The organism is Candidatus Binataceae bacterium, from assembly GCA_035508495.1.
Lineage (GTDB): Bacteria > Desulfobacterota > Binatia > Binatales > Binataceae > JASHPB01.
The window spans coordinates 1-19,840 of the sequence record DATJMX010000002.1; the positions used below are offsets into that span (position 1 = coordinate 1).

The window sequence follows — 19,840 nt, forward strand, 5'->3', positions numbered from 1 at the left end:
CAGCGCCGCGCGACGACGCCAGGTGCAACGCGTCGGCAAAAGCGATACCGCGTCGCGCCCATTGGATCGCATCCGTCACCGCTTCGGCGTCCTCACAGGTTACGTTCGGCAGCGACAACATTCGCTCGAAAGCGTGAAGGATTTGCATTACACTAAAGTTGTACGAACGACCAAGCACCCACCCGGCTTCAAGGATCACAGTCTTCGGCACGAAGATGCGCTCTCGTTCGAAAAGTTCGCGGGCGCGAACTGTCAGGATCGGATCGTCTTCGGTCAACAACCGGAGGACAAGATTAGCATCGACCGCGAGCACGACGCGCCTTCACCTCAGCGGAGATGGCCGCGTCCATTTCCTTCAGCGTCTTGGCCTTTCCCTCGTAGCGCAGGCATCCGACAACTTCGTCGAGAGTACTCGGCTTGAATGTCTTCGCGGGGCGCAGGAGCACCCCTTCGCCGCTATCTTCGACAATAAACTCGGTGCCCGACCGCCAGCGCCGCGCATCGCGGATCGCTTTGGGGAGAATCACCTGACCTTTCGACGATAGTTTCGTTCGCTCCATATGCGCCTCTGTAAGACTCAGTAAGATTAGACTAACCGCCTACCAAGGCCGAGCCAAAAGCAAATCGAGTAAGGCTTCACATTATTGGCCGCGTTTTGTAGGTTCGCGGGAGCGCGCTAATCTCCACGGCGAGGTTCCCTACCATGGCACATCCGAGCGAGGCTTTTGTCAGCGAGATATTCGCCAAGGTTAAGGCGCGGCGGTCGTTTGGACGGCATCCGTTCTGGATGAAGATTGCCGACGGCAAAGTCTCGCAGGAAGGGATGTGCGTGTTCGCGACGCAGTTCTTTCTCCAGGTGCGGGAATTCCCCCGCGCCGTGAGCGCACTGCATTCGCGATGCTACGACGCGGGCGAGCGCGTGAAGTTGGCCGAGAGCCTCTACGAAGAGGAGACGGGGCTCATCTCGGGCAGTGCGCCGCATCCTGAGCTTTTCATCCGCCTCGGGCTCGGCCTCGGTCTCGATCGCGAAGACATGGTACATGGCAAGGCACTGCCTTCGACGGCGGCGCTTATCGACTGGTTCGAGCTGTCAACGAAGGATCGCTCGTTCAACGAAGGCGTCGGCGCGATCAACCTCGCCGCCGAGGGCCAGGTCCCGGGCAACTTCGGTCCGTTCGCGCGCGCGCTCGAGAAGAACTACGGGCTGTCGCGCGAGCAAGTCGCTTTTTTTGATGTGCATGAGATCGCCGATCGCGATCACAGCGACGTTGGCGATCACATCCTGAGCCGGGCGCTCCTGAGCGAGGGAGAACGAGCGGGAGTCTGGGCCGCAGTCGAGCGATCGCTGGACCTCTGGTGGCAGTTTTTCGACGGAATCGAGCGCGCTGCGAGCTAGCGTCAGAAATTCATTAACATCGTTCTAAACACTCCGTTGGAATTGGTCGTCACGACGACTCCGCCGACGTTTTGCCATTCCTACGATAACGTCCGAAATTTCTTATATTTATGGCATTACTTTAAGCATTTGAAATAATGTTTGATTCTTGGCGAACTTCGGCTCCGTCGAGCTTTACTCTGAGCCCGGTTCAGGCTAATATTTATTAGTTGCGGGGATGCTGAGGGGAGGCTCTTTTCCGCCCTCTTTTTATGGCAAACAAACAATCGTCTGACGGCTACGGCGCCGAGTCCATCAAGGTCCTTGAGGGGCTCGAAGCGGTTCGCAAACGCCCGGGTATGTATATCGGCGACACGGGCGAACGCGGACTGCATCACCTCATAAACGAAATCGTCGACAACTCGGTTGACGAAGCGCTCGCGGGCTTCTGTAAGCTGATTACCGTTGTAATCCTGAGCGACGATCGCATCCGGATCGAGGACGACGGCCGCGGTATCCCAGTCGATATGCATCCGACTGAAAAGCGCTCGGCGCTTGAAGTCGTACATACGGTGCTGCACGCGGGCGGCAAGTTCGAGAAAAACGCGTACAAAGTCTCGGGCGGACTCCATGGCGTGGGCGCCTCAGTCGTCAACGCGCTCAGCGAAGAGTTCGAGGTCGAAGTCTACAAGGGCGGCAAGATTTATTTTCAACGCTACGAGCGCGGCGCTCCCAAGAGCAAGGTCGAAGAGCGCGGCGCTACCAAGGAGCACGGCACCAAGACCACTTTCTCGCCCGATTCGCTGATCTTCAAAGAGGTCAAGTTCAAATACGAGCTCGTCGCGCGCTACCTGCGAGAGATGGCGTACCTCAATGCCGGACTCAGGATCGTGCTGACCGACGACCGCACCAACAAGACCGAGGAATTCCACTACGAAGGCGGTATCGCGCAGTTTGTCGAATCGCTGACCCAGGGCAACGAATCGCTCCACGACGTCATCTTCTTCAAGGGCGTTAAGGAAGGCGTCGATATCGAAGTCGCGCTGCAATGGACCGACGCCGTGCACGAGGTGATTTTCACCTACGCCAACAATATCCACACCGTCGAGGGCGGCACGCATCTGTCGGGCCTCAAGTCGGCGCTGACGCGCACGCTCAACACCTACGCGACGAAAAACAATCTCTTCAAGAACAAGGAGATGCGCCTCGAAGGCGACGACACGCGCGAGGGCCTCTACGGAATCGTCAGCGTAAAGATCGGCGAGCCACAGTTCGAAGGTCAGACCAAGACCAAGCTCGGCAACACCGAAGTCGACGGCCTCGTGTCCTCGCTCGTCAATGAAAAGCTCGGCTCATACTTCGAAGAAACGCCTTCGGTAGCCAAGAAGATCGTCGTCCGCGCGATCGAGGCTGCAACTGCGCGCGAGGCCGCCCGCAAAGCGAAGGATCTGGTGCGGCGCAAAGGCGCGCTCGATTCCGGATCGCTGCCGGGCAAGCTCGCCGACTGCCAGGAGCGCGACCCCGCGCGTAGCGAGCTCTACCTCGTCGAGGGCGCGTCGGCAGGCGGCACCGCCAAAGAGGGCCGCGATCGCAAGACGCAGGCGATCCTTCCGCTGCGCGGCAAAATTCTCAACGTCGAGCGCGCGCGTATCGACAAGATGCTCTCCTCGGGCGAGATTCGCACACTGATCACCGCGCTCGGGATGGGCGTCAGCAACGACAAGGACATCGAAAAACTCCGCTATCACACTATCGTCATCATGACCGACGCCGACGTCGACGGCTCGCATATCCGCACGCTGCTGCTGACGTTCTTTTTCCGCCAGTTTATCGAGATTATCGAGAAGGGTTATTTATACGTCGCGCAGCCGCCTCTCTTCCGCGCAAAGAAGGGCAAGAACGAGCGCTACCTGAAGGACGAAGCGGCGCTTGAGGATTATCTCACCGACCTCGGCGCCGAGGCGGTCGCATTCGAATCGGGCAAGGGCAAAGATGCAAAAGAAGTCAAAGGCGCTGCGCTAAAAACGCTCGTGCGCAAGGTGCTTTACTACGAGAAGATGTTCGAGGCGCTCGAGCGCCGCTCCAAGGAGCGCAAGATCGTCACCGCCCTCGCCCGGCTCTCCGCCGACAAGACGATCGACGATGACAGCTTCGCGTCCGAAAAAGGCGCTAAGGAGATGGCCGAGGCGATCAGGAAAAACGTCAAGGACGACAACCTCGTCTATCGCGTCGAGCATGACGGCGGCGAGACGCATTTCCGCGCGATGTTCACGCATACCGGCAACGGCACGACGCCGCCCACGGTCGTCGATCTGACGCTCTTCCACACCGGCGAGCTGCGCGAGATCCGCCGCCTGATGCCCGAAATCGACGCCTTCAACGAACCGTTCAAGGTCAAACTGTCCGACGAAGTGACGACCTACGAAACGCTCGATAAGATGGCAGGCGCGGTTCTCAGCGCCGGGCAGAAGGGCGTCGAAATCCAGCGCTACAAAGGCCTCGGCGAAATGAATCCCGGGCAGCTCTGGGACACGACGATGGATCCCGAGAAGCGCGCGATGCTCAAGGTGCAGATCTCCTCCATCGAAGAAGCCGAAGAAGTCTTCGGCAAGCTGATGGGCGACCAGGTAGAACCCCGCCGCCAGTTCATCGAAGAGAACGCACTCAACGTAAAGAATCTGGATATCTGATCCCTCTCAGTCCTAGTTTCTGTCCCCTCTCCTTATCCCAGGAGAGGGAGAGGTGAAGCGCTGGCAAACCGCGAATGCAGACTCCAAAGCGAGCAGCTATATGCAGAATAATAGCAAGCGGGACGTCGCGTCTTTCGATTGTTCAACAATTTAGTATTCGAAAAATCGGGTGCTGGAGTTATCATTCTGCGGAAGCGCAGACGTAACCTCTCCCTTGCCCTCTCCTAGGATAAGAAGAGGGTTTCAGAAGGAAGAGGAGAACAAAGACCAACTGACTAATCGACTGAAATACTCATATGCCTGAAACCAACGGTAACGAACCTCATCGCAACGAGCCTGCGCTGCTGAATATCGAAGACGACATGCGGCAGTCCTACCTGGACTACGCAATGTCGGTGAATATCGGCCGCGCGCTTCCGCTTATCCAGGACGGCCTCAAGCCCGTTCATCGCCGGATCCTCTACGCGATGTTCCGCGAGGGCCTGCTCGCAAATCGCAAGCATTCCAAGTGCGCCGGCGTGGTTGGCGAGGTCCTCAAGAGTTACCATCCGCACGGCGATGCGGCCGTTTACGATTCTCTGGTGCGCATGGCGCAGCCGTTCAGCCTGCGCTATCCGCTAATCGACGGCCAGGGCAACTTCGGCTCGATCGACGGTGACCCTCCCGCCGCGTACCGCTACACCGAATGCCGCCTCACGCGGCTGGCTGAACGGCTGCTCGCGGACATCGACAAGGACACTGTCGATTTCGGCCCCAACTTCGACGGCACGCAGCAGGAGCCCGAGGTTCTGCCGGCCCAGATTCCGAATCTACTCATCAACGGTTCCGACGGTATCGCGGTCGGGATGGCGACCAATATCCCGCCGCATAACCTGACTGAGATTTGCGACGCATTACTCACTCTCATCGATAAGCCCAGTACTACTCTCGAGCAGATTCTGGATATTGTTCCCGGTCCTGATTTTCCGACCGGCGGACAACTGCTCGGGCGCAAAGCGATTCGCGATGCGTACATTACGGGGCGCGGCTCGCTCACCATGCGCGCGCTGTCGGTGATCGAGACCGACAAGCGCAGCGGACGCGCATCGATTATCGTGCGCGAGATTCCCTACCAGGTGAACAAGGCGCGCATGATCGAGCGCATTGCCGAGCTCGTTAACGACAAGCGCATTGAGGGTATCAGCGATCTGCGCGACGAGTCCGACCGCGACGGGATGCGCATCGTGATCGAACTCAAGCGCGATGCCGAACCGCGCGTCGTGCTCAATCAGCTCCACAAATTGAGCCAGATGCAGACCGGCTACGGCATCATCATGCTCGGCATCCACGAGGGCCGGCCAAAGGAGATGAACCTGCTGCAGATGCTCCAGGCCTTCCTCGAGCATCGCAAGGTCGTCATCACCCGGCGCACCCGTTTCGAGCTGCGCGAAGCCGAGGCGCGCAAGCACGTTTTGGAAGGCTTGCTCATCGCGCTGCGCAATCTCGACGCAGTCATCAAGCTGATTCGCGCTTCGAAGGACGCGGAGACCGCGCGCACTGGACTGATGAGGCAGTTCAATCTGTCGCAAATCCAGGCGCAGGCGATCCTCGATATGACGCTCCGCCGGCTGACCGGCCTCGAGCGCGAGAAGATCGAAAACGAGCACAAGGAAATCGTCGAGCTGATCGCGAACCTCAAGAAGATCCTCGCCGATGAGAAGGAACTGCTGAAACTCATCTCCGACGAGATCAAGGACATCAGGAAGGAATTCGGCGACGCACGCCGCACGCAGATCATCGAGGCCGAAGGCGAATTCTCAGTCGAGGACTTGATCGTCGAAGAGGACGTGCTCGTCACCGTCACACACGGCGGGTACATCAAGCGCACTCCCCTCTCGCTTTATCGCACACAGCGCCGCGGCGGACGCGGCAAGATCGGCGCGACCACGGCAGAAGAGGATTTCGTCGAGCGGCTCGAACGAGTATCGACTCACGACCGCTTATTGTTTTTCACCAGCGCCGGCAAAGTTTATGAGCTGAAGGCGTACGAATTGCCCGAAGGCGGACGCGCCGCCAAGGGCCGCTCGATCGCGAACCTCTTGAGCCTCGCGAACGAGGAAACGCTGTCGGCATTCATGCCGATGCCGAAGGAGACCGCGGGCAAGTTCGTCTTCTTCGCGACCCGGCGCGGCCGCGTGAAGAAGACCGCGATGGACGAGTACGACAATATCCGCAGCAATGGCATCATCGCGATCAATCTCGAAGACGGCGACTCGCTTGTTGACGTTCGAATCACTGACGGCAATCAACAAATTGTGTTGTCAACGCGCGTTGGCCAGGCGATTCGCTTCAAGGAAGAAGAAGTGCGCTCGATGGGCCGCGCGACCGCCGGCGTCGTCGGCATGGAGCTCGAATCGACGACCATCAAAGAGGGTAAGACCGTCACGCTAGTCGAGGACGAAATCGTTTCGATGTCCACGGTGCGCGACGATGAAACTCTTCTCACGGTCTCTGAACTCGGCTACGGCAAACGCACTCCCGCCGAGGACTATCGCCTGACGCATCGCGGCGGCAAAGGCGTCATCACGATGAATGTCACCGATAAGACCGGCAAGGTGATCAGCGTGCGCCAGGTCGGCCTCGACGACCAGGTGATGCTGATAACCGACGGCGGCAAGATCATCCGGCTCAAGGTAAAGGACGTGCGCATCACGGGCCGCAACGCCCAGGGTGTGCACCTGGTGCGCGTCGACACCACCGAAAGAGTCCGCGCCGTAGCACCCCTGGCGGAGAAGGAAGAAGACGAAACCAACGGCGAAGAGACGAACGGCACTGGCGAAAGCGACGAGTAGCGACTAACAGCTGGCGGCGCTTTGAGAATCAGTAGGGTGGGCGTCCCTGCCCGCCATTAAGACCGCGCGTCGCGCGCCTTCGATGACACACATTGCGCGAAGCGCTTTCCTTTTTCTCTGGCGATCGCCTCGAATTACTCACCCAGCCGCGATGTATGCCGCCTCCGCTGCGGCGAGCGCTTTGCCGCGCGATACTTCGTAGCCCATCGCGCTCAGGATCTGCTCGAGCGCCGCTAGCACCAGGAAAACGTTGCTGCGCTGCGCGCCTTCGCCGAGCAGTCCGATGCGCCACACTTTACCCTTCAGCGGACCGAGTCCCGCCGCGATCTCGATATTGAATTGCCGCAGCAGCTCCGCGCGTACCTTCGCCTCGTCGATTCCCTCGGGCACTCCGACCGTCGTGAGTTGCGGCAATCGATGCCTTTCCTGCGCCGCGAGCCTGAGGCCCATGCCGCCGAGGCCCGCGTGCAGCGCGGCAGCGTTGATGCGATGCCGCGTCCATCGCGCCTCGAGGCCTTCTTCGAGCACGACGCGCAGCGCCTCATAGAGCGCGTAGTTCATAGTGATCGGCGCCGTGTGATGGTACACGCGGTCGGAGCCCCAGTAGTTCGCGATCATGCCAACATCGAGGTACCACGATCGGCTCTTCGACTTGCGATTCTTGATTGCCTCGATCGCCCGCGCGCTGAAAGTGACTGGCGCAAGTCCCGGCGGCGCGCTGAGCCCCTTCTGCGTGCAGCTGTAACTCGCGTCGATCTGCCATTTGTCGATTTCCACCGGCACGCATGCCAGCGAGGTAACCGTATCGATAATCATCAGCGCTCCCGCGCGATGCGCCATCGCCGAGATCTCTTCGATCGGCTGATGCACCCCCGTCGAGGTCTCCGCGTGAACGACAACAACAAGCTTCGGTTTCTTCGCATTCTTGATCGCCGCCTCGATCTGACCCGGCTCGACGATCCTCCCCCACTCGGCCTCGACCTTGATCACCCTGGCGCCGAGCCGTTCCGCCGAATCGGCGAGCCGCGTGCCGAACACGCCGTTGACGCCGACAATCACCTCGTCGCCATCTTCGATCAGGTTGGCGAGGATCGCGTCCATTCCGGCAGACCCAGTCCCCGAGACCGGAAACGTAATCTCGTTGTTGGTGCGAAACACCATCCGCAGCATCCGCTTGATGTCTTCCATCACTTTGACGAATTCGGGATCGAGATGGCCAACGACCGGCGACTGCATCGCCTTCATTACGCGCGGGCTGACGTTCGACGGACCCGGACCGAGCAGGATGCGCGCGGCGGGCTTGAGCTCGGGGAATGTCTCTGCCAACGAAGTGCTCCTTCTGCACGCCGCGAGCAGCCTCGCGTGCGTATCAGGCTGAAATCGAACCCTGCTATTATGGCCCGAGCCGCCCGGCAGGAAAACCTTGATGCGCGCGGACGGCGAACAGGTATCGCACTTGCCGATTTCCATTGACCAATCCTTGATCGATGAGCTCGCCGCGATCGTCGGTGCCGATGGTATCGTCTCGCGTGCCACGGAGCTCAAGGTTTACGAGTGCGACGGCTGGACGGTGGAGAAATCGTCGCCCGACATTCTCGTGCTGCCGCGCTCGACCGAACAGGTGAGCGGCGTGCTGCGCGCGCTCGACGGGCGCGGGATCGCCTTCGTGCCGCGCGGCGCCGGCACCGGGCTCTCCGGAGGATGCCTCCCGCTCGGCGCGCCCGTGATGGTCTGCACGTCGCGGATGAATCGCATCATCGAAATCGACTATGCGAATCGGCGCGTCGAAGTCGAGAGCGGCGTCGTGAATCTGCACGTGACCAACGCCGTCAAGCCAAAAAAATTTTTCTATGCGCCCGATCCATCGTCGCAGATGGCGTGCACGATCGGCGGCAACGTCGCGGAGAACTCCGGCGGACCGCATACGCTGAAATATGGCGTGACGACAAATCACGTCCTCGGGCTCGAATTGGTCCTGCCCGATGGCGAGGTCGTGCGGCTCGGCGGGGGATACGAAGAGCGATGCGGTTACGATCTCGTCGGCGCCGTTGTCGGCGCCGAGGGCACCTGCGGAATCGTGACCCGCGCGACGCTCAAGCTGATGCGCGAGCCGGAGAATCATCGCACGATGCTCGCGACGTTTCCCGACGTCGAAAGCGCGACGCGCGCCGTGTCCGCGATTATCGCCTCCGGAATCGTTCCGGGCGCGATCGAAATGATGGACAGGATGATCTTGCGCGCCGTCGACGACGCGTTCCATGTCGGATTTTCGCCCGACGCGGGCGCAGTGCTGATCGTCGAACTCGATGGACTCGAAATCGGTCTCACCGATTTTGCCGACCGCGTCGCGACGATCGCGCGCGAAGCCGGCGCCAGCGACATGAAGCTCGCGCGCGACGAAGCTGAACGCGCACTGCTGTGGAAGGCGCGCAAGCGCGCGTTTGGCGCTGTTGGCCGCCTCGCGCCGAACTACTGCACACAGGACGGCGTCGTGCCGCGCACGCGATTGCCGGACATTCTGCGCGTCATCAACGAAGCGAGTGTGAGGCACAACCTCGCGATCGGCAACGTCTTCCACGCGGGCGATGGCAATCTGCATCCGATAATTCTTTACGACGAGCGCGAGCCGGGACAGGTCGAGCGCGCGCTCGCGGCCGGCCGCGATATTCTTAAGGCCTGCGTCGAGATGGGCGGCAGTCTGACCGGCGAGCATGGAATCGGCGCGGAGAAGATGGGCGAGATGCCGCTGATGTTCGCGCCTGACGATCTGACCGCGATGATGGCGCTGCGGCGGGTCTTCGATCCGCACGAGCGCGCGAATCCAGGTAAGATTATTCCGCAGCCGGGCGCATGCGTCGAAGTCGCGATGCCGCATCGGCAGGTTCCGATCTGAGGCTTTGCGAGACTGGTTGTGAGCGAAGTTCCCCCCGAGACTGCATCGGAAAAAGTTGCGCGTTTGATTGGCGCCGATCGCGTGCGCAAGCCGCTCGATCGCGAGCACGCCTGCGTCGGCGTCATGGTCGAGCCCGCGTCGGTTGAGGAAATCAGCGAACTTGTTCGAATGTGCGAGACTGATCGTCTCACGCTCGCGCCAGTCGGCGCCGCGCGAACGTTGTCGCAGATGCGGCACGAGCCCGTTACCTTCGGCATTTCGCTTGCGCGCCTTAACCGCATCGTCGCGCACGAGCCCGACGATCTCACCGTCGCCGTCGAAGCTGGAATGACGATCGCCGCGCTCAATGCGGAGCTCGCGAAATCGCACCAGCGGCTTCCCGTCGATCCGTTCTCTCCTGTCGAGACCACCGTCGGCGCGCTGGTCGCGGGCGCGCACTCGGGTCCGCTGCGGCTCTCAGAGGGCACGCCGCGCGATTTGCTGATCGGAGTTGGCTTCGTCGGACAGGCCGGGCGCACTGTGCATGGCGGCGGGCGGGTGGTAAAAAACGTGGCCGGCTACGATTTGATGAAAGTGATTGGCGGCTCGTTCGGCACGCTGGGAATTATCACGGAAACGGTTTTCAAGATTCGCCCGATCCCGGAACAGTACGCAGTCGCGCTGATCCCGCATAACCGCGCCGAGGACGCATTTGCCGGCGCGGCAGCTTTGCATGACAAATTGTCACTGGCACATCTTGAGGTTCTAAGCCCGGCGCTCGCCGATCAATTCGGACATTCGGGAAAGTTTCTCATCATCGCCGGGTTCTCGGGGAGTCCGAGTGAAATCGGCTACCAGGCCGAGAAGATCCTCGAGCTGGCCGGCGATCGCGGCGCGATTCTGGATGCAGCCGCCGCGGAGTGGAATTACGAGACGCTGCGCGACCTCGATTTCACGGCGCGCCCATTGAGCGCGCGTTTTTCAGTATTGCCAGCGGCGCTGCCTGCCGCGCTCGACTCCATCAACGGCCAATACTGCGCGCACCCCGGCAACGGCATCGCCGAGGTTTACGTCGCGGCCCAGCAGTCGCCGGACTCGGCGCAGAAAATCGTTGGCGAATGGCGCGAGCGCGCGGCGCGGGCGCGCGGACACGTCCGTATCATCGCGGCGGCCGAGCCGGTTCGCTCGTCGTTTGATTATTTCGATCAGCCGAATGACGGCGCGTTGAAGCTGATGCGGCGGCTCAAGCAGGCGTTCGATCCCAGCGGAATCTTCAATCCCAGCTCCTTTGTCGGCGGTATCTGATGAGCGAGAGTCCGAGCCAGCCAGTTCGCCAGGTCACTGAATACGAACTGCTCTTCGATTGTGTTCACTGCGGGTTATGCGCCGAAGCGTGTCCGACGTACGTGGCGACGCGGCGCGAAATGGATTCGCCGCGCGGGCGCATCTACTTGATGAAGGCGCTCGCCGAGGGACGCGTCGAGCTGGACGCCGACGCGGCGCGCCATCTCGATTTGTGCCTCGGATGCCGCGGATGCGAAACGGCGTGCCCGTCGGGAGTTCACTACGGCAGGTTGATCGAAGGTGCGCGTGCGTTCGTCGAGAAAAATCACCAGCGCGGCTTTTTCGAGCGGATGAAGCGTCAAAGCGTCGGCTCGATCTTTCCCTATCCTGCGCGCCTGCGCGCTCTCCTCGCGCCGCTGCGAGTTCTCGAAGCCGCGCGCCTGCGCGGCGCCTTGCAGGCGCTGATGCCTTCGAGCATTCGCGAGTGGATGGAACTGTTGCCGCGTCTCGGCTCCGGCGATCGGCCGTTGATGCCGCGGCCTTCGACGGCGCCGAAAACCGACGCGCCAACAGTGGTCCTCCATCGCGGATGCGTCGCGCAGGTGCTCGCCAACTCCGAGAACATCAACAGCGAACGGCTGCTGGCGGCGGCCGGCTATCGCGTTCTGGCGATGCCGGTGACTGAATGTTGCGGCGCACTCGATCTGCATTCGGGAAATGACGTGCGAGCGCTGGAGTTCGTGCGCGCCAACGTTCACGCGCTGCAGAATCTCGCCCCTGATGCGATCATATCGGCGGCTTCAGGGTGCTCCGCGGCGATCGCCGAGTACGGTGAAATTCTGAAAGACGATCCTGAGCTGGGCGACGCGGCGCGCGCGATCGCATCGAAGGTCACCGATTTAAGCACCCTGCTTCTCGCGCGGAACTTCAAATCGGAGCGTGAGTTCAATCACACCGTGACCTACCATGACGCATGTCATCTCGCGCATGGGATGGGCGTGCGCCAGTCGCCGCGCGATCTGATCAAAGCAATTCCCGGCGTCACTCTCATCGAGATGGAACAGTCGGATCTGTGCTGCGGCTCCGCGGGCACCTACAACCTGACCGAGCCCGCGATGGCGCGCGAACTGGCGCAGCGCAAAGCCGCGAACATCGAAGCCACCGGCGCCGAGTTCGTCGTGCTCGCCAACCCCGGCTGCGAATTCCAAATCGCCGCCGAACTCCGCCGCCGCCGCTCGAAGATCAAGGTCATGCACCTGGCCGATTTCCTCGCGCTCGCTACGAAACCAACCGCGATTCACTCATCCGAAAATCCCTCGCCCTGACCAGGGAGAGGTCGGCGCGGCAACGCCGCGCCGGGTGAGGTCGTCTGATGATCAGCGGAGAGTAACCGCCGTTGGGCTTCGAGCGTTGCACCTCTCCCCGGCCCTCTCCTAGGATAAGAAGAACTCAGAGCGCGGGCGCAGAAAACATAGATTTGGCATCCGATTCGATACATCTGACCGAAGTAAAACTCTACTTCGCGTATACGAGTCCCTTCACTTACCTCGCGATGGGGCCGGCGTATGAGGTGGAGCGAACGCATCGGGTGCGGGTGCGGTTTATTCCGTACGGGATCAATATTCGCAAGGTGTATGGACCGCTCGACAATGCCGAGGCTGATCGGCGCAAGGTGCGGTATCTCTATCTCGACGCGCGGCGGATCGCGAAAGAGCGCGGGCTGACGATCTTTCCGCCGAAGAAGATTTTTAGCGCGCGTCAAGCTTTCTATGGCGCCCTCTATACCGACCAGCACGACGCATTTAGGCCTTACTCGGATCGTGTGTTCGAGCGTTTCTGGAAGCACGAGCTGAACGTCGAGGATCGCGCCGCTATCGCGGCGATTATCAACGAAGTCGGTCTCGATGGCGATGATTTTCTTCGCTATGCCGATGCAGGCGCGCGAGCCGACCTGGATGCATGTTTCGTCGAGGCCGATCGCGACGAGGTTTTCGGCGTGCCGACTTTCGTCGTCGAAGGCGAGCAGTTCTGGGGCGAAGATCGCATCGAATGGGTGATCAAGAAACTCGATGCGATGGGTCTCCGGCGTTAGCGGCTATGCCTGCGTGATCGGAACGTGTTTCGGCTGAGCGCGCACGCGATCGAGCCACGCATGCACTGCCGGATACGGCGCCAAGTCGAAGCCACCCTCGTGCGCGGCGTGCGTGTAGGCGTAGAGCGCGATGTCGGCCAGCGAGTAGCGATCGTCTACGAACCATTCGCGCGTTTTCAGGTGCGATTCCATTACGGCCAGCGCGTCGTAACCGAGCTTCATGATGCGCGCGAGGTCGGCGCGGCGCGGATCGTGATGCTCCGGATGCATCGCGAAGAAGCGTGCAACGGCGATGTACGGTTCATGGCTGTACTGCTCGAAGAACATCCACTGCAGCATCCGCGCGCGAGCGAACCTGTCCTCGGGCATGAAGTGCGTGCCTTCGGCGAAGTACCAGCAGATCGCATTCGACTCGAACAGCAGGCGCCCATCGTCGAACTCCACCGCCGGAATGCGGCCGTTCGGAAACTTGCTCGTGAATCCGGAGGTGCGCGTCTCGCCTTTGGTGATATCGAGCTCGACGCGCTTGAACGGAACGCCAAGCTGCGTCAGCAGCAGGCGAACTTTGTAGCCGTTGCCGGAGATCAGATAGTCATAGAGTGTGAGCATGGCTCTTCCACCACCTCTCGGGCGCGCACGGCACGCGCGACTGGGACTAGAGTTCGGGACTTGCGGGCAGGAACGTCTCGCCCATCAGGTATGCGTCAACGGCGCGCGCCGCCTCGCGTCCTTCCCAGATCGCCCACACCACGAGCGACTGTCCGCGCCGCGTATCGCCGGCGGCGAACACTCCCGGCACGCTGGACGCGTAGTTATCGCAGAGTACGTTGCTGCGTGGATCGAGCTTGAGTCCCAACTGCGAGATGATCCCGTCAGGTTCGGGCCCCAGGAATCCGAGCGCGAGCAGCACCAACTCGCATTCGATCTCGAACTCGGAGTTGGGAATTTCTTCCATCACCATCCGAGCGCCGTCGCGCTTCCAGTTGAGCCGCGCGCCGATGAGCTTCTTAAGTTCTCCGTTCTCGCCCTCGAAGCGCTTGGTGTTGATGCTCCAGTCGCGCTTGACGCCTTCTTCGTGCGAGCTCGAGGTGCGCAGGATCATCGGCCAGTCCGGCCACGGCATCTCCGCGGTGCGCGAGTCGGGCGGCATCGGCAGCAGCTCGAACTGATGCACGCCGATTGCGCCCTGGCGGTTCGAGGTGCCAAGGCAGTCCGAGCCCGTGTCGCCGCCGCCGAGAATCACGACGCGCTTGCCGGTCGCGAGAATGTCTTTCGAGGCGTCTAGCGAGTCGCCGAAGTTGCGCTTGTTCTGCTGCGGCAGAAATTCCATCGCGTAGTGGACGCCCTTGAGCTCGCGCCCCGGGATCGGCAGGTCGCGCGGCTTGGTCGCGCCCATCGTCAGCACGATCGCGTCGTGCCTCCCGCGCATCTGATCGCCGGTGATATCGAACCCGACGTTGCAGCTCGTGACGAACTCGACGCCTTCGGCCTGCATCTGCTCGACGCGTCGATTGACGAGCCATTTCTCGAGCTTGAAATCGGGGATGCCGTAGGTGAGCAGGCCGCCCGGGCGATCGGCGCGCTCGTAGAGCGTGACTGAATGTCCAGCGCGCGCTAACTGCTGCGCGCACGCGAGACCCGCCGGGCCCGAGCCCACGACGGCGACGCTCTTACCGGTTTTGCGATCGGCGCGCTGCGGCGTGATCCATCCCTCGGCAAATGCGTGATCGATGATGTTCTTTTCGATCAGCTTAATCGTGACGGGATCGTTGTTGATGTTGAGAACGCAGGCCTCTTCGCATGGCGCGGGGCACACGCGCCCGGTGAAGTCGGGGAAGTTGTTGGTCGAGTGCAGCCGCTCGATCGCGTCGCGCCAGCGGCCGCGATACACCAGGTCGTTCCAGTCGGGAATTATATTTCCGAGCGGGCAGCCCTTGTGGCAGAAGGGGATGCCGCAATCCATGCAGCGTGCGCCCTGGGCCTTGAGATTGTCCTCGGGCATCTTGAGATCGAACTCGCGCCAGTCTTTCAGGCGCTCCTCGACCGGACGCCGCGACGGCGTCTCACGCCTGATCTCCATGAAGCCCGTTATCTTTCCCATCTAACCGCTCACTCCCCAATCAATAAATGCCACCTGCTAGACCGCCGCGAGCCGCGCGAGGTCGTTGTTCATGTTGAGGTGCAGACGTTCGAGCACCATGCGGTACTCGGTCGGCAGCACTTTGACGAACTTCGCCGCGTACGAATCCCATTCTTTGAGAATGCGCTCGGCGACGGCACTGTCGGTGTATTGTCCGTGGCGCACGATCAACGCGTGAAGCTGCTTCAGCTCGTCGCCTTCTTTGACGGGGCCAAGCTCGACCATGCCCATGTTGCACTTCGATGCGAACGATCCGTCCTCATCGAGCACATAGGCGAGGCCGCCGCTCATGCCCGCCGCGAAGTTGCGCCCGGTCTGGCCGAGCACCACGACTAAACCGCGAGTCATGTACTCGCAGCCGTGATCGCCGACGCCTTCGACGACCGCATGCGCGCCGCTGTTGCGCACCGCGAAGCGCTCGCCTGCAACGCCGCGGAAGAACGCTTCGCCGCTGGTCGCGCCATAGAGCGCCGTGTTGCCGATGACGATGTTCTCCTCGGCCTTGAACGTGGCCTGCCGCGGCGGCCGCACGGCGATGAATCCGCCGGAGAGCCCCTTGCCGCAGTAGTCGTTGGCGTCGCCTTCAAGGAAGAGCGCAACACCGGGGGCAAGCCACGCGCCGAAGCTCTGTCCCGCCGAGCCCGTCAGGTGAATCTGGACCGTGTAGGGCGGCAGTCCCTCGGCATGGAAGCGGCGCGAGACCTCCGCCGACAGCATCGTGCCGACGGTGCGATTCACATTCTTGATCGGCAGACTGATCTCGACTGGCTTGCGATGCTCGAGCGCCTCCGCGGCAAGCTCGATAATCTGATTGTCAAGCGCTTTTTCGAGGCCGTGGTCCTGCATCTCGACGCAGTGCAGCGGTTCGTCGGGTCCGACGTCGGGCTTGTGCAGGATTTTCGCGAGATCGACGTTACGCGCCTTCCAGTGGCTGATCGCGTCGTCGGCGTCGAGGCATTCGACGTGGCCGACCATCTCGGCCAGGGTGCGGAAGCCCAACTGCGCCATGTATTCGCGCAGCTCGTCGGCGATGAACATCATGAAGTTGACGACGTGCTCGGGCTTGCCTTCGAACTTCTTGCGCAACTCCGGATCCTGCGTCGCGATTCCGACCGGGCAGGTGTTGAGATGACAAACACGCATCATGATGCATCCGGAAGCCACCAGCGCCGCGCTGGCGAAGCCGAACTCTTCGGCGCCGAGCAGAGCCGCGATCGCAACGTCGCGCCCGGTCTTCAACTGGCCGTCGGTTTCGACATGAATCCTGCCGCGCAGGCCGTTGAGCACGAGCGTCTGCTGCGTTTCGGCAAGGCCGAGCTCCCACGGGATACCCGCGTGCTTGATCGACTGGAGCGGAGAGGCGCCGGTGCCGCCGTCGTAGCCGCTGATCAGAACGACGTCCGCCTTCGCCTTTGCGACTCCGGCTGCGACCGTGCCGACGCCGACTTCTGCGACGAGCTTCACGCTGATCCGCGCGCGGTTGTTCGAGTTCTTCAAATCGTGAATCAACTGCGCGAGGTCTTCGATCGAGTAAATGTCGTGATGCGGCGGCGGCGAAATGAGACCGACGCCGGGCGTCGAGTAGCGAATCTTCGCTATAAAGTCGTCGACCTTGTGACCCGGAAGCTGCCCGCCTTCGCCGGGCTTGGCGCCCTGCGCCATCTTGATTTGCAGCTCGTCAGCGTTGACGAGGTAGTGACTCGTGACGCCGAAGCGCGCCGAGGCGACTTGCTTGATCGCGCTGCGCCGCCAGTCGCCATTGGGATCGCGCACGAAGCGCGCTGGATCCTCGCCGCCTTCGCCGGTGTTGCTCTTACCGCCGATGCGGTTCATCGCGATCGCGAGGTTCTCGTGCGCTTCCTTGCTGATCGATCCGAACGACATCGCGCCGGTCTTGAAGCGCTTCACGATTTCGCTTGCGGGTTCGACCTGCTCGAGCGGAATCGGCTGGCGATCGGGTTTGAACTTGAGCAGGCCGCGCAGCGTTGAAAGCTGGCGGCTGTAGTCGTCAACGACGCGCGTGTATTCCTTGAACACGCGGTAGTTGCCCGAACGCACCGAATGCTGAAGCTTCGCAATCGTGTTCGGGTTGTACATGTGATGCTCGCCGCGACGGCGCCACTGGTACTGGCCGCCGACGTCGAGCTCGCCATCGAGGCTCGGCGAAACGTGGAACGCATGATGATGCCGCTCGGCGGTCTCGCGATGGATCGCGTCGAGGCCGACGCCGCCGACGCGCGAGGCGGTCCAGGTGAAATACTTATCGATTACTTCCTGGCTGAGCCCGATGGCCTCGAAGATTTGCGCGCCGCGGTAGCTCTGCACGGTGGAGACGCCCATCTTAGAGGCGACTTTGATGAGGCTCTTGGTGACGGCCTTGATGAAATGATCGACGACGGTTGTTTCGTCGAGGTCCTTGAGGCGGCCGTCGCGAATCATGCCCATCATCGTCGCGTAGGCGAGATACGGGTTGATCGCGCCCGCGCCGTATCCCATGAGCAGGCAAAAATGCATCGACTCGCGCGGCTCGCCCGATTCGACGACGAGGCCGACGCGCGTGCGGGTGCCCTCGCGAATGAAATGATGATGCACGGCGCCGGTCGCGAGCAGGCATGGGATCGCAGCGTACTCGGCGTTGACGCCGCGGTCTGAGAGCACGACGATCGTGTAGCCGTCGACGATTGCTTGCGAAGCCTTCCGGCAGAGTTCGTCGAGCGCATCGCGCAGGGCCGCCTCGCCGCCCGCGACGCGATACAAAGTTGACAGCGTGATGGTTTTGAGGCCCGGGCGCGAGAGCCGCTTGATGCGCTCGAGCTCCTCGTTGGTGAGGACGGGCTGCTTCAGCATCAACTGCCGGCAGTGCTCGGGCGATTCCTCGAAGAGGTTCTGCTCGGAACCGATCGTAGTCTGCGCGGAAGTGACGACTTCCTCGCGAATCGGATCGATCGGCGGATTCGTCACCTGCGCGAAGAGCTGCTTGAAATAGTTGAACAGCGGCTGCGATTTGTTCGACAGCACCGCGAGCGGAGTGTCGGTGCCCATCGAGCCGACGGGCTCCTGCCCGTTCACCGCCATCGGCGCGAGAATGATCTTCAAGTCCTCGAGCGTGTAGCCGAACGACTGCTGCTGCTTGAGCAAATCGCCGGCTTCGAATCCATCGACAGGAGGCGCTGACGGTGCGGCCGGTAAGTCCGCAAGCTTGACGAGAGTATCGTCGAGCCACTGGCGATACGGCTGGCGCGAGGCCATCGTCTGCTTGATTTCCTCGTCCTGCACGATGCGGCCGAGAGAAGTATCAATCAGGAACATCCGCCCGGGCTGAAGCCGCCCTTTCTGCAGCACATTCTCCGGCGGGATTTCGAGGACACCGGTCTCCGACGCCATCACAACCAGCCCGTCCTTGGTGACCGTGTAGCGCGAAGGGCGCAGGCCGTTGCGATCGAGCACCGCGCCGATACGGATGCCGTCGGTGAATGCAATCGACGCGGGGCCATCCCACGGCTCCATCATCGAGGAGTGAAATTCGTAGAACGCGCGCTTGCCCGCGGGCATCTGCGGATCGTTCTGCCACGCCTCGGGGATCATCATCATTACGGCGTGCGGCAGCGAGCGCCCGGTGCGCACCAGGAGCTCCAGCGAGTTGTCGAACTTGCCGGAGTCGGTTTGGGTCGGCTCGATTATCGGCAGCAGCTTCTTGATGTCGTTGCCGAAGAGCGGCGACTCGAACATCATCTGCCGCGCGTGCATCCAGTTTTCGTTGCCGCGCAGCGTGTTGATCTCGCCATTGTGCGCGATGAAACGGAACGGATGGGCGCGGTCCCAGCTCGGGAAGGTGTTGGTCGAGAAGCGCTGATGCACCATCGCGATCGCGGTTTCCATCGCGGGATCGCGAAGGTCGGGAAAGAAGGACGGAATCTGAGTCGAGATGAGCTGGCCCTTGTACACCAGCGTGATCGCGGAGAGGCTGCAGAAATAAAAGAGCTCCGGATCGAAGAGCCCGAGGTTGTCGGCCGCGTTATGCGCGCGCTTGCGGATGACGTAGAGCTTGCGCTCGAAGGCCTCGGCATCCTTGATGTCGGCGCTCTTCGCGATGAAGACCTGGCGGATCGCGGGCATGCCGCGGCGCGCGATATCGCCGCATTCGCCCTCGACGATCGGAACGTCGCGCCAGCCGAGGATGGTCTGGCCTTCTTCGCGCACGATTTGCTCGAAGGTCTGCTCGCATTCGCGGCGCTTCTTCTCGTCTATCGGTAGAAAAACCTGACCGACGGCGTAGTCGCCCGGCGCAGGCAGCTCGAGGCCGAGCTTCTTCGTTTCCTTGGCGAGGAACGCGTGCGGAACCTGGATCAGGATACCGGCGCCGTCGCCCGTTCGCGGATCGCATCCGCAGGCGCCGCGATGTGTCAGGTTGTCGAGGACGGTCAGGGCTTTCTGAACGATGTCGTGCGAGCGCACGCCCTTGATATTGACCACGAAGCCGACGCCGCACGCGTCGTGCTCGTGAGCCGGATCGTAGAGTCCCTGGGCTTTTGGCATGCTCTTGAAGTCGTGCATCT

At 61.6% G+C, this 19,840-nt stretch carries 13 protein-coding genes; 7 read left to right on the plus strand and 6 right to left on the minus strand.

Annotated elements, in window-relative coordinates; genetic code table 11:
- The coding region (locus VMA09_01085) for a type II toxin-antitoxin system VapC family toxin (GenBank protein HUA32170.1) at positions 1 to 313 on the minus strand (313 nt) is incomplete at its 3' end.
- Positions 294 to 560 (minus strand): AbrB/MazE/SpoVT family DNA-binding domain-containing protein, encoded by a 267-nt coding sequence (locus VMA09_01090; GenBank protein HUA32171.1) that lies wholly within the window; start codon positions 558 to 560, stop codon positions 294 to 296. The genes VMA09_01085 and VMA09_01090, both read right to left, overlap by 20 nt.
- A 143-nt stretch (positions 561 to 703) precedes the next feature.
- Between VMA09_01090 and VMA09_01095 the strand changes: the two genes are divergently transcribed.
- The 3 genes from VMA09_01095 (at position 704) to gyrA (ending at position 6,896) form a co-directional block, all read left to right on the plus strand.
- Entirely contained in the window at positions 704 to 1,396 is a 693-nt protein-coding gene (locus VMA09_01095) for an iron-containing redox enzyme family protein (protein ID HUA32172.1), read from the plus strand.
- 251 nt (positions 1,397 to 1,647) lie between these two features.
- A complete protein-coding gene (gyrB, locus tag VMA09_01100; GenBank protein HUA32173.1) occupies positions 1,648 to 4,065 on the plus strand; it encodes a DNA topoisomerase (ATP-hydrolyzing) subunit B in 2,418 nt (805 codons plus the stop codon).
- 296 nt (positions 4,066 to 4,361) lie between these two features.
- Positions 4,362 to 6,896: a DNA gyrase subunit A gene (gene gyrA / locus VMA09_01105; protein HUA32174.1), complete on the plus strand. Its 2,535-nt coding sequence runs from the start codon at positions 4,362 to 4,364 to the stop codon at positions 6,894 to 6,896.
- Positions 6,897 to 7,034: 138 nt separating this feature from the next.
- On the opposite strand, the gene VMA09_01110 is transcribed toward gyrA, so the two are convergent.
- Positions 7,035 to 8,222, minus strand: a complete 1,188-nt coding sequence (locus tag VMA09_01110; GenBank protein HUA32175.1) for an alanine--glyoxylate aminotransferase family protein — start codon at positions 8,220 to 8,222, stop codon at positions 7,035 to 7,037.
- 100 nt (positions 8,223 to 8,322) lie between these two features.
- Between VMA09_01110 and VMA09_01115 the strand changes: the two genes are divergently transcribed.
- From VMA09_01115 to VMA09_01130, 4 genes are all read left to right on the plus strand, one after another.
- Positions 8,323 to 9,789 (plus strand): FAD-linked oxidase C-terminal domain-containing protein, encoded by a 1,467-nt coding sequence (locus VMA09_01115; protein ID HUA32176.1) that lies wholly within the window; start codon positions 8,323 to 8,325, stop codon positions 9,787 to 9,789.
- 18 nt (positions 9,790 to 9,807) lie between these two features.
- On the plus strand, positions 9,808 to 11,073 hold the full coding sequence (locus VMA09_01120) for an FAD-binding oxidoreductase (GenBank protein HUA32177.1): 1,266 nt from the start codon (positions 9,808 to 9,810) through the stop codon (positions 11,071 to 11,073).
- Positions 11,073 to 12,377 (plus strand): heterodisulfide reductase-related iron-sulfur binding cluster, encoded by a 1,305-nt coding sequence (locus VMA09_01125; protein HUA32178.1) that lies wholly within the window; start codon positions 11,073 to 11,075, stop codon positions 12,375 to 12,377. Before VMA09_01120 ends, VMA09_01125 begins: the two co-directional genes overlap by 1 nt.
- Before the next feature lie 152 nt (positions 12,378 to 12,529).
- A complete protein-coding gene (locus VMA09_01130) occupies positions 12,530 to 13,144 on the plus strand; it encodes a DsbA family protein (protein ID HUA32179.1) in 615 nt (204 codons plus the stop codon).
- Positions 13,145 to 13,147: 3 nt separating this feature from the next.
- Here the strand turns inward: VMA09_01130 and VMA09_01135 are convergent, their stop codons facing one another.
- From VMA09_01135 to gltB, 3 genes are read right to left on the minus strand one after another with little or no spacing between them, the layout of a single operon-like run.
- Positions 13,148 to 13,753, minus strand: coding sequence for a glutathione S-transferase family protein (locus VMA09_01135; protein HUA32180.1), 606 nt, complete (start codon positions 13,751 to 13,753; stop codon positions 13,148 to 13,150).
- A 46-nt stretch (positions 13,754 to 13,799) separates the two neighbouring features.
- Positions 13,800 to 15,245, minus strand: coding sequence for a glutamate synthase subunit beta (locus VMA09_01140; protein HUA32181.1), 1,446 nt, complete (start codon positions 15,243 to 15,245; stop codon positions 13,800 to 13,802).
- Positions 15,246 to 15,281: 36 nt separating this feature from the next.
- Complete coding sequence (gltB, locus tag VMA09_01145) at positions 15,282 to 19,838, minus strand: glutamate synthase large subunit (protein HUA32182.1); 4,557 nt, start codon at positions 19,836 to 19,838, stop codon at positions 15,282 to 15,284.
- Between the last annotated feature and the right edge of the window lie 2 nt (positions 19,839 to 19,840).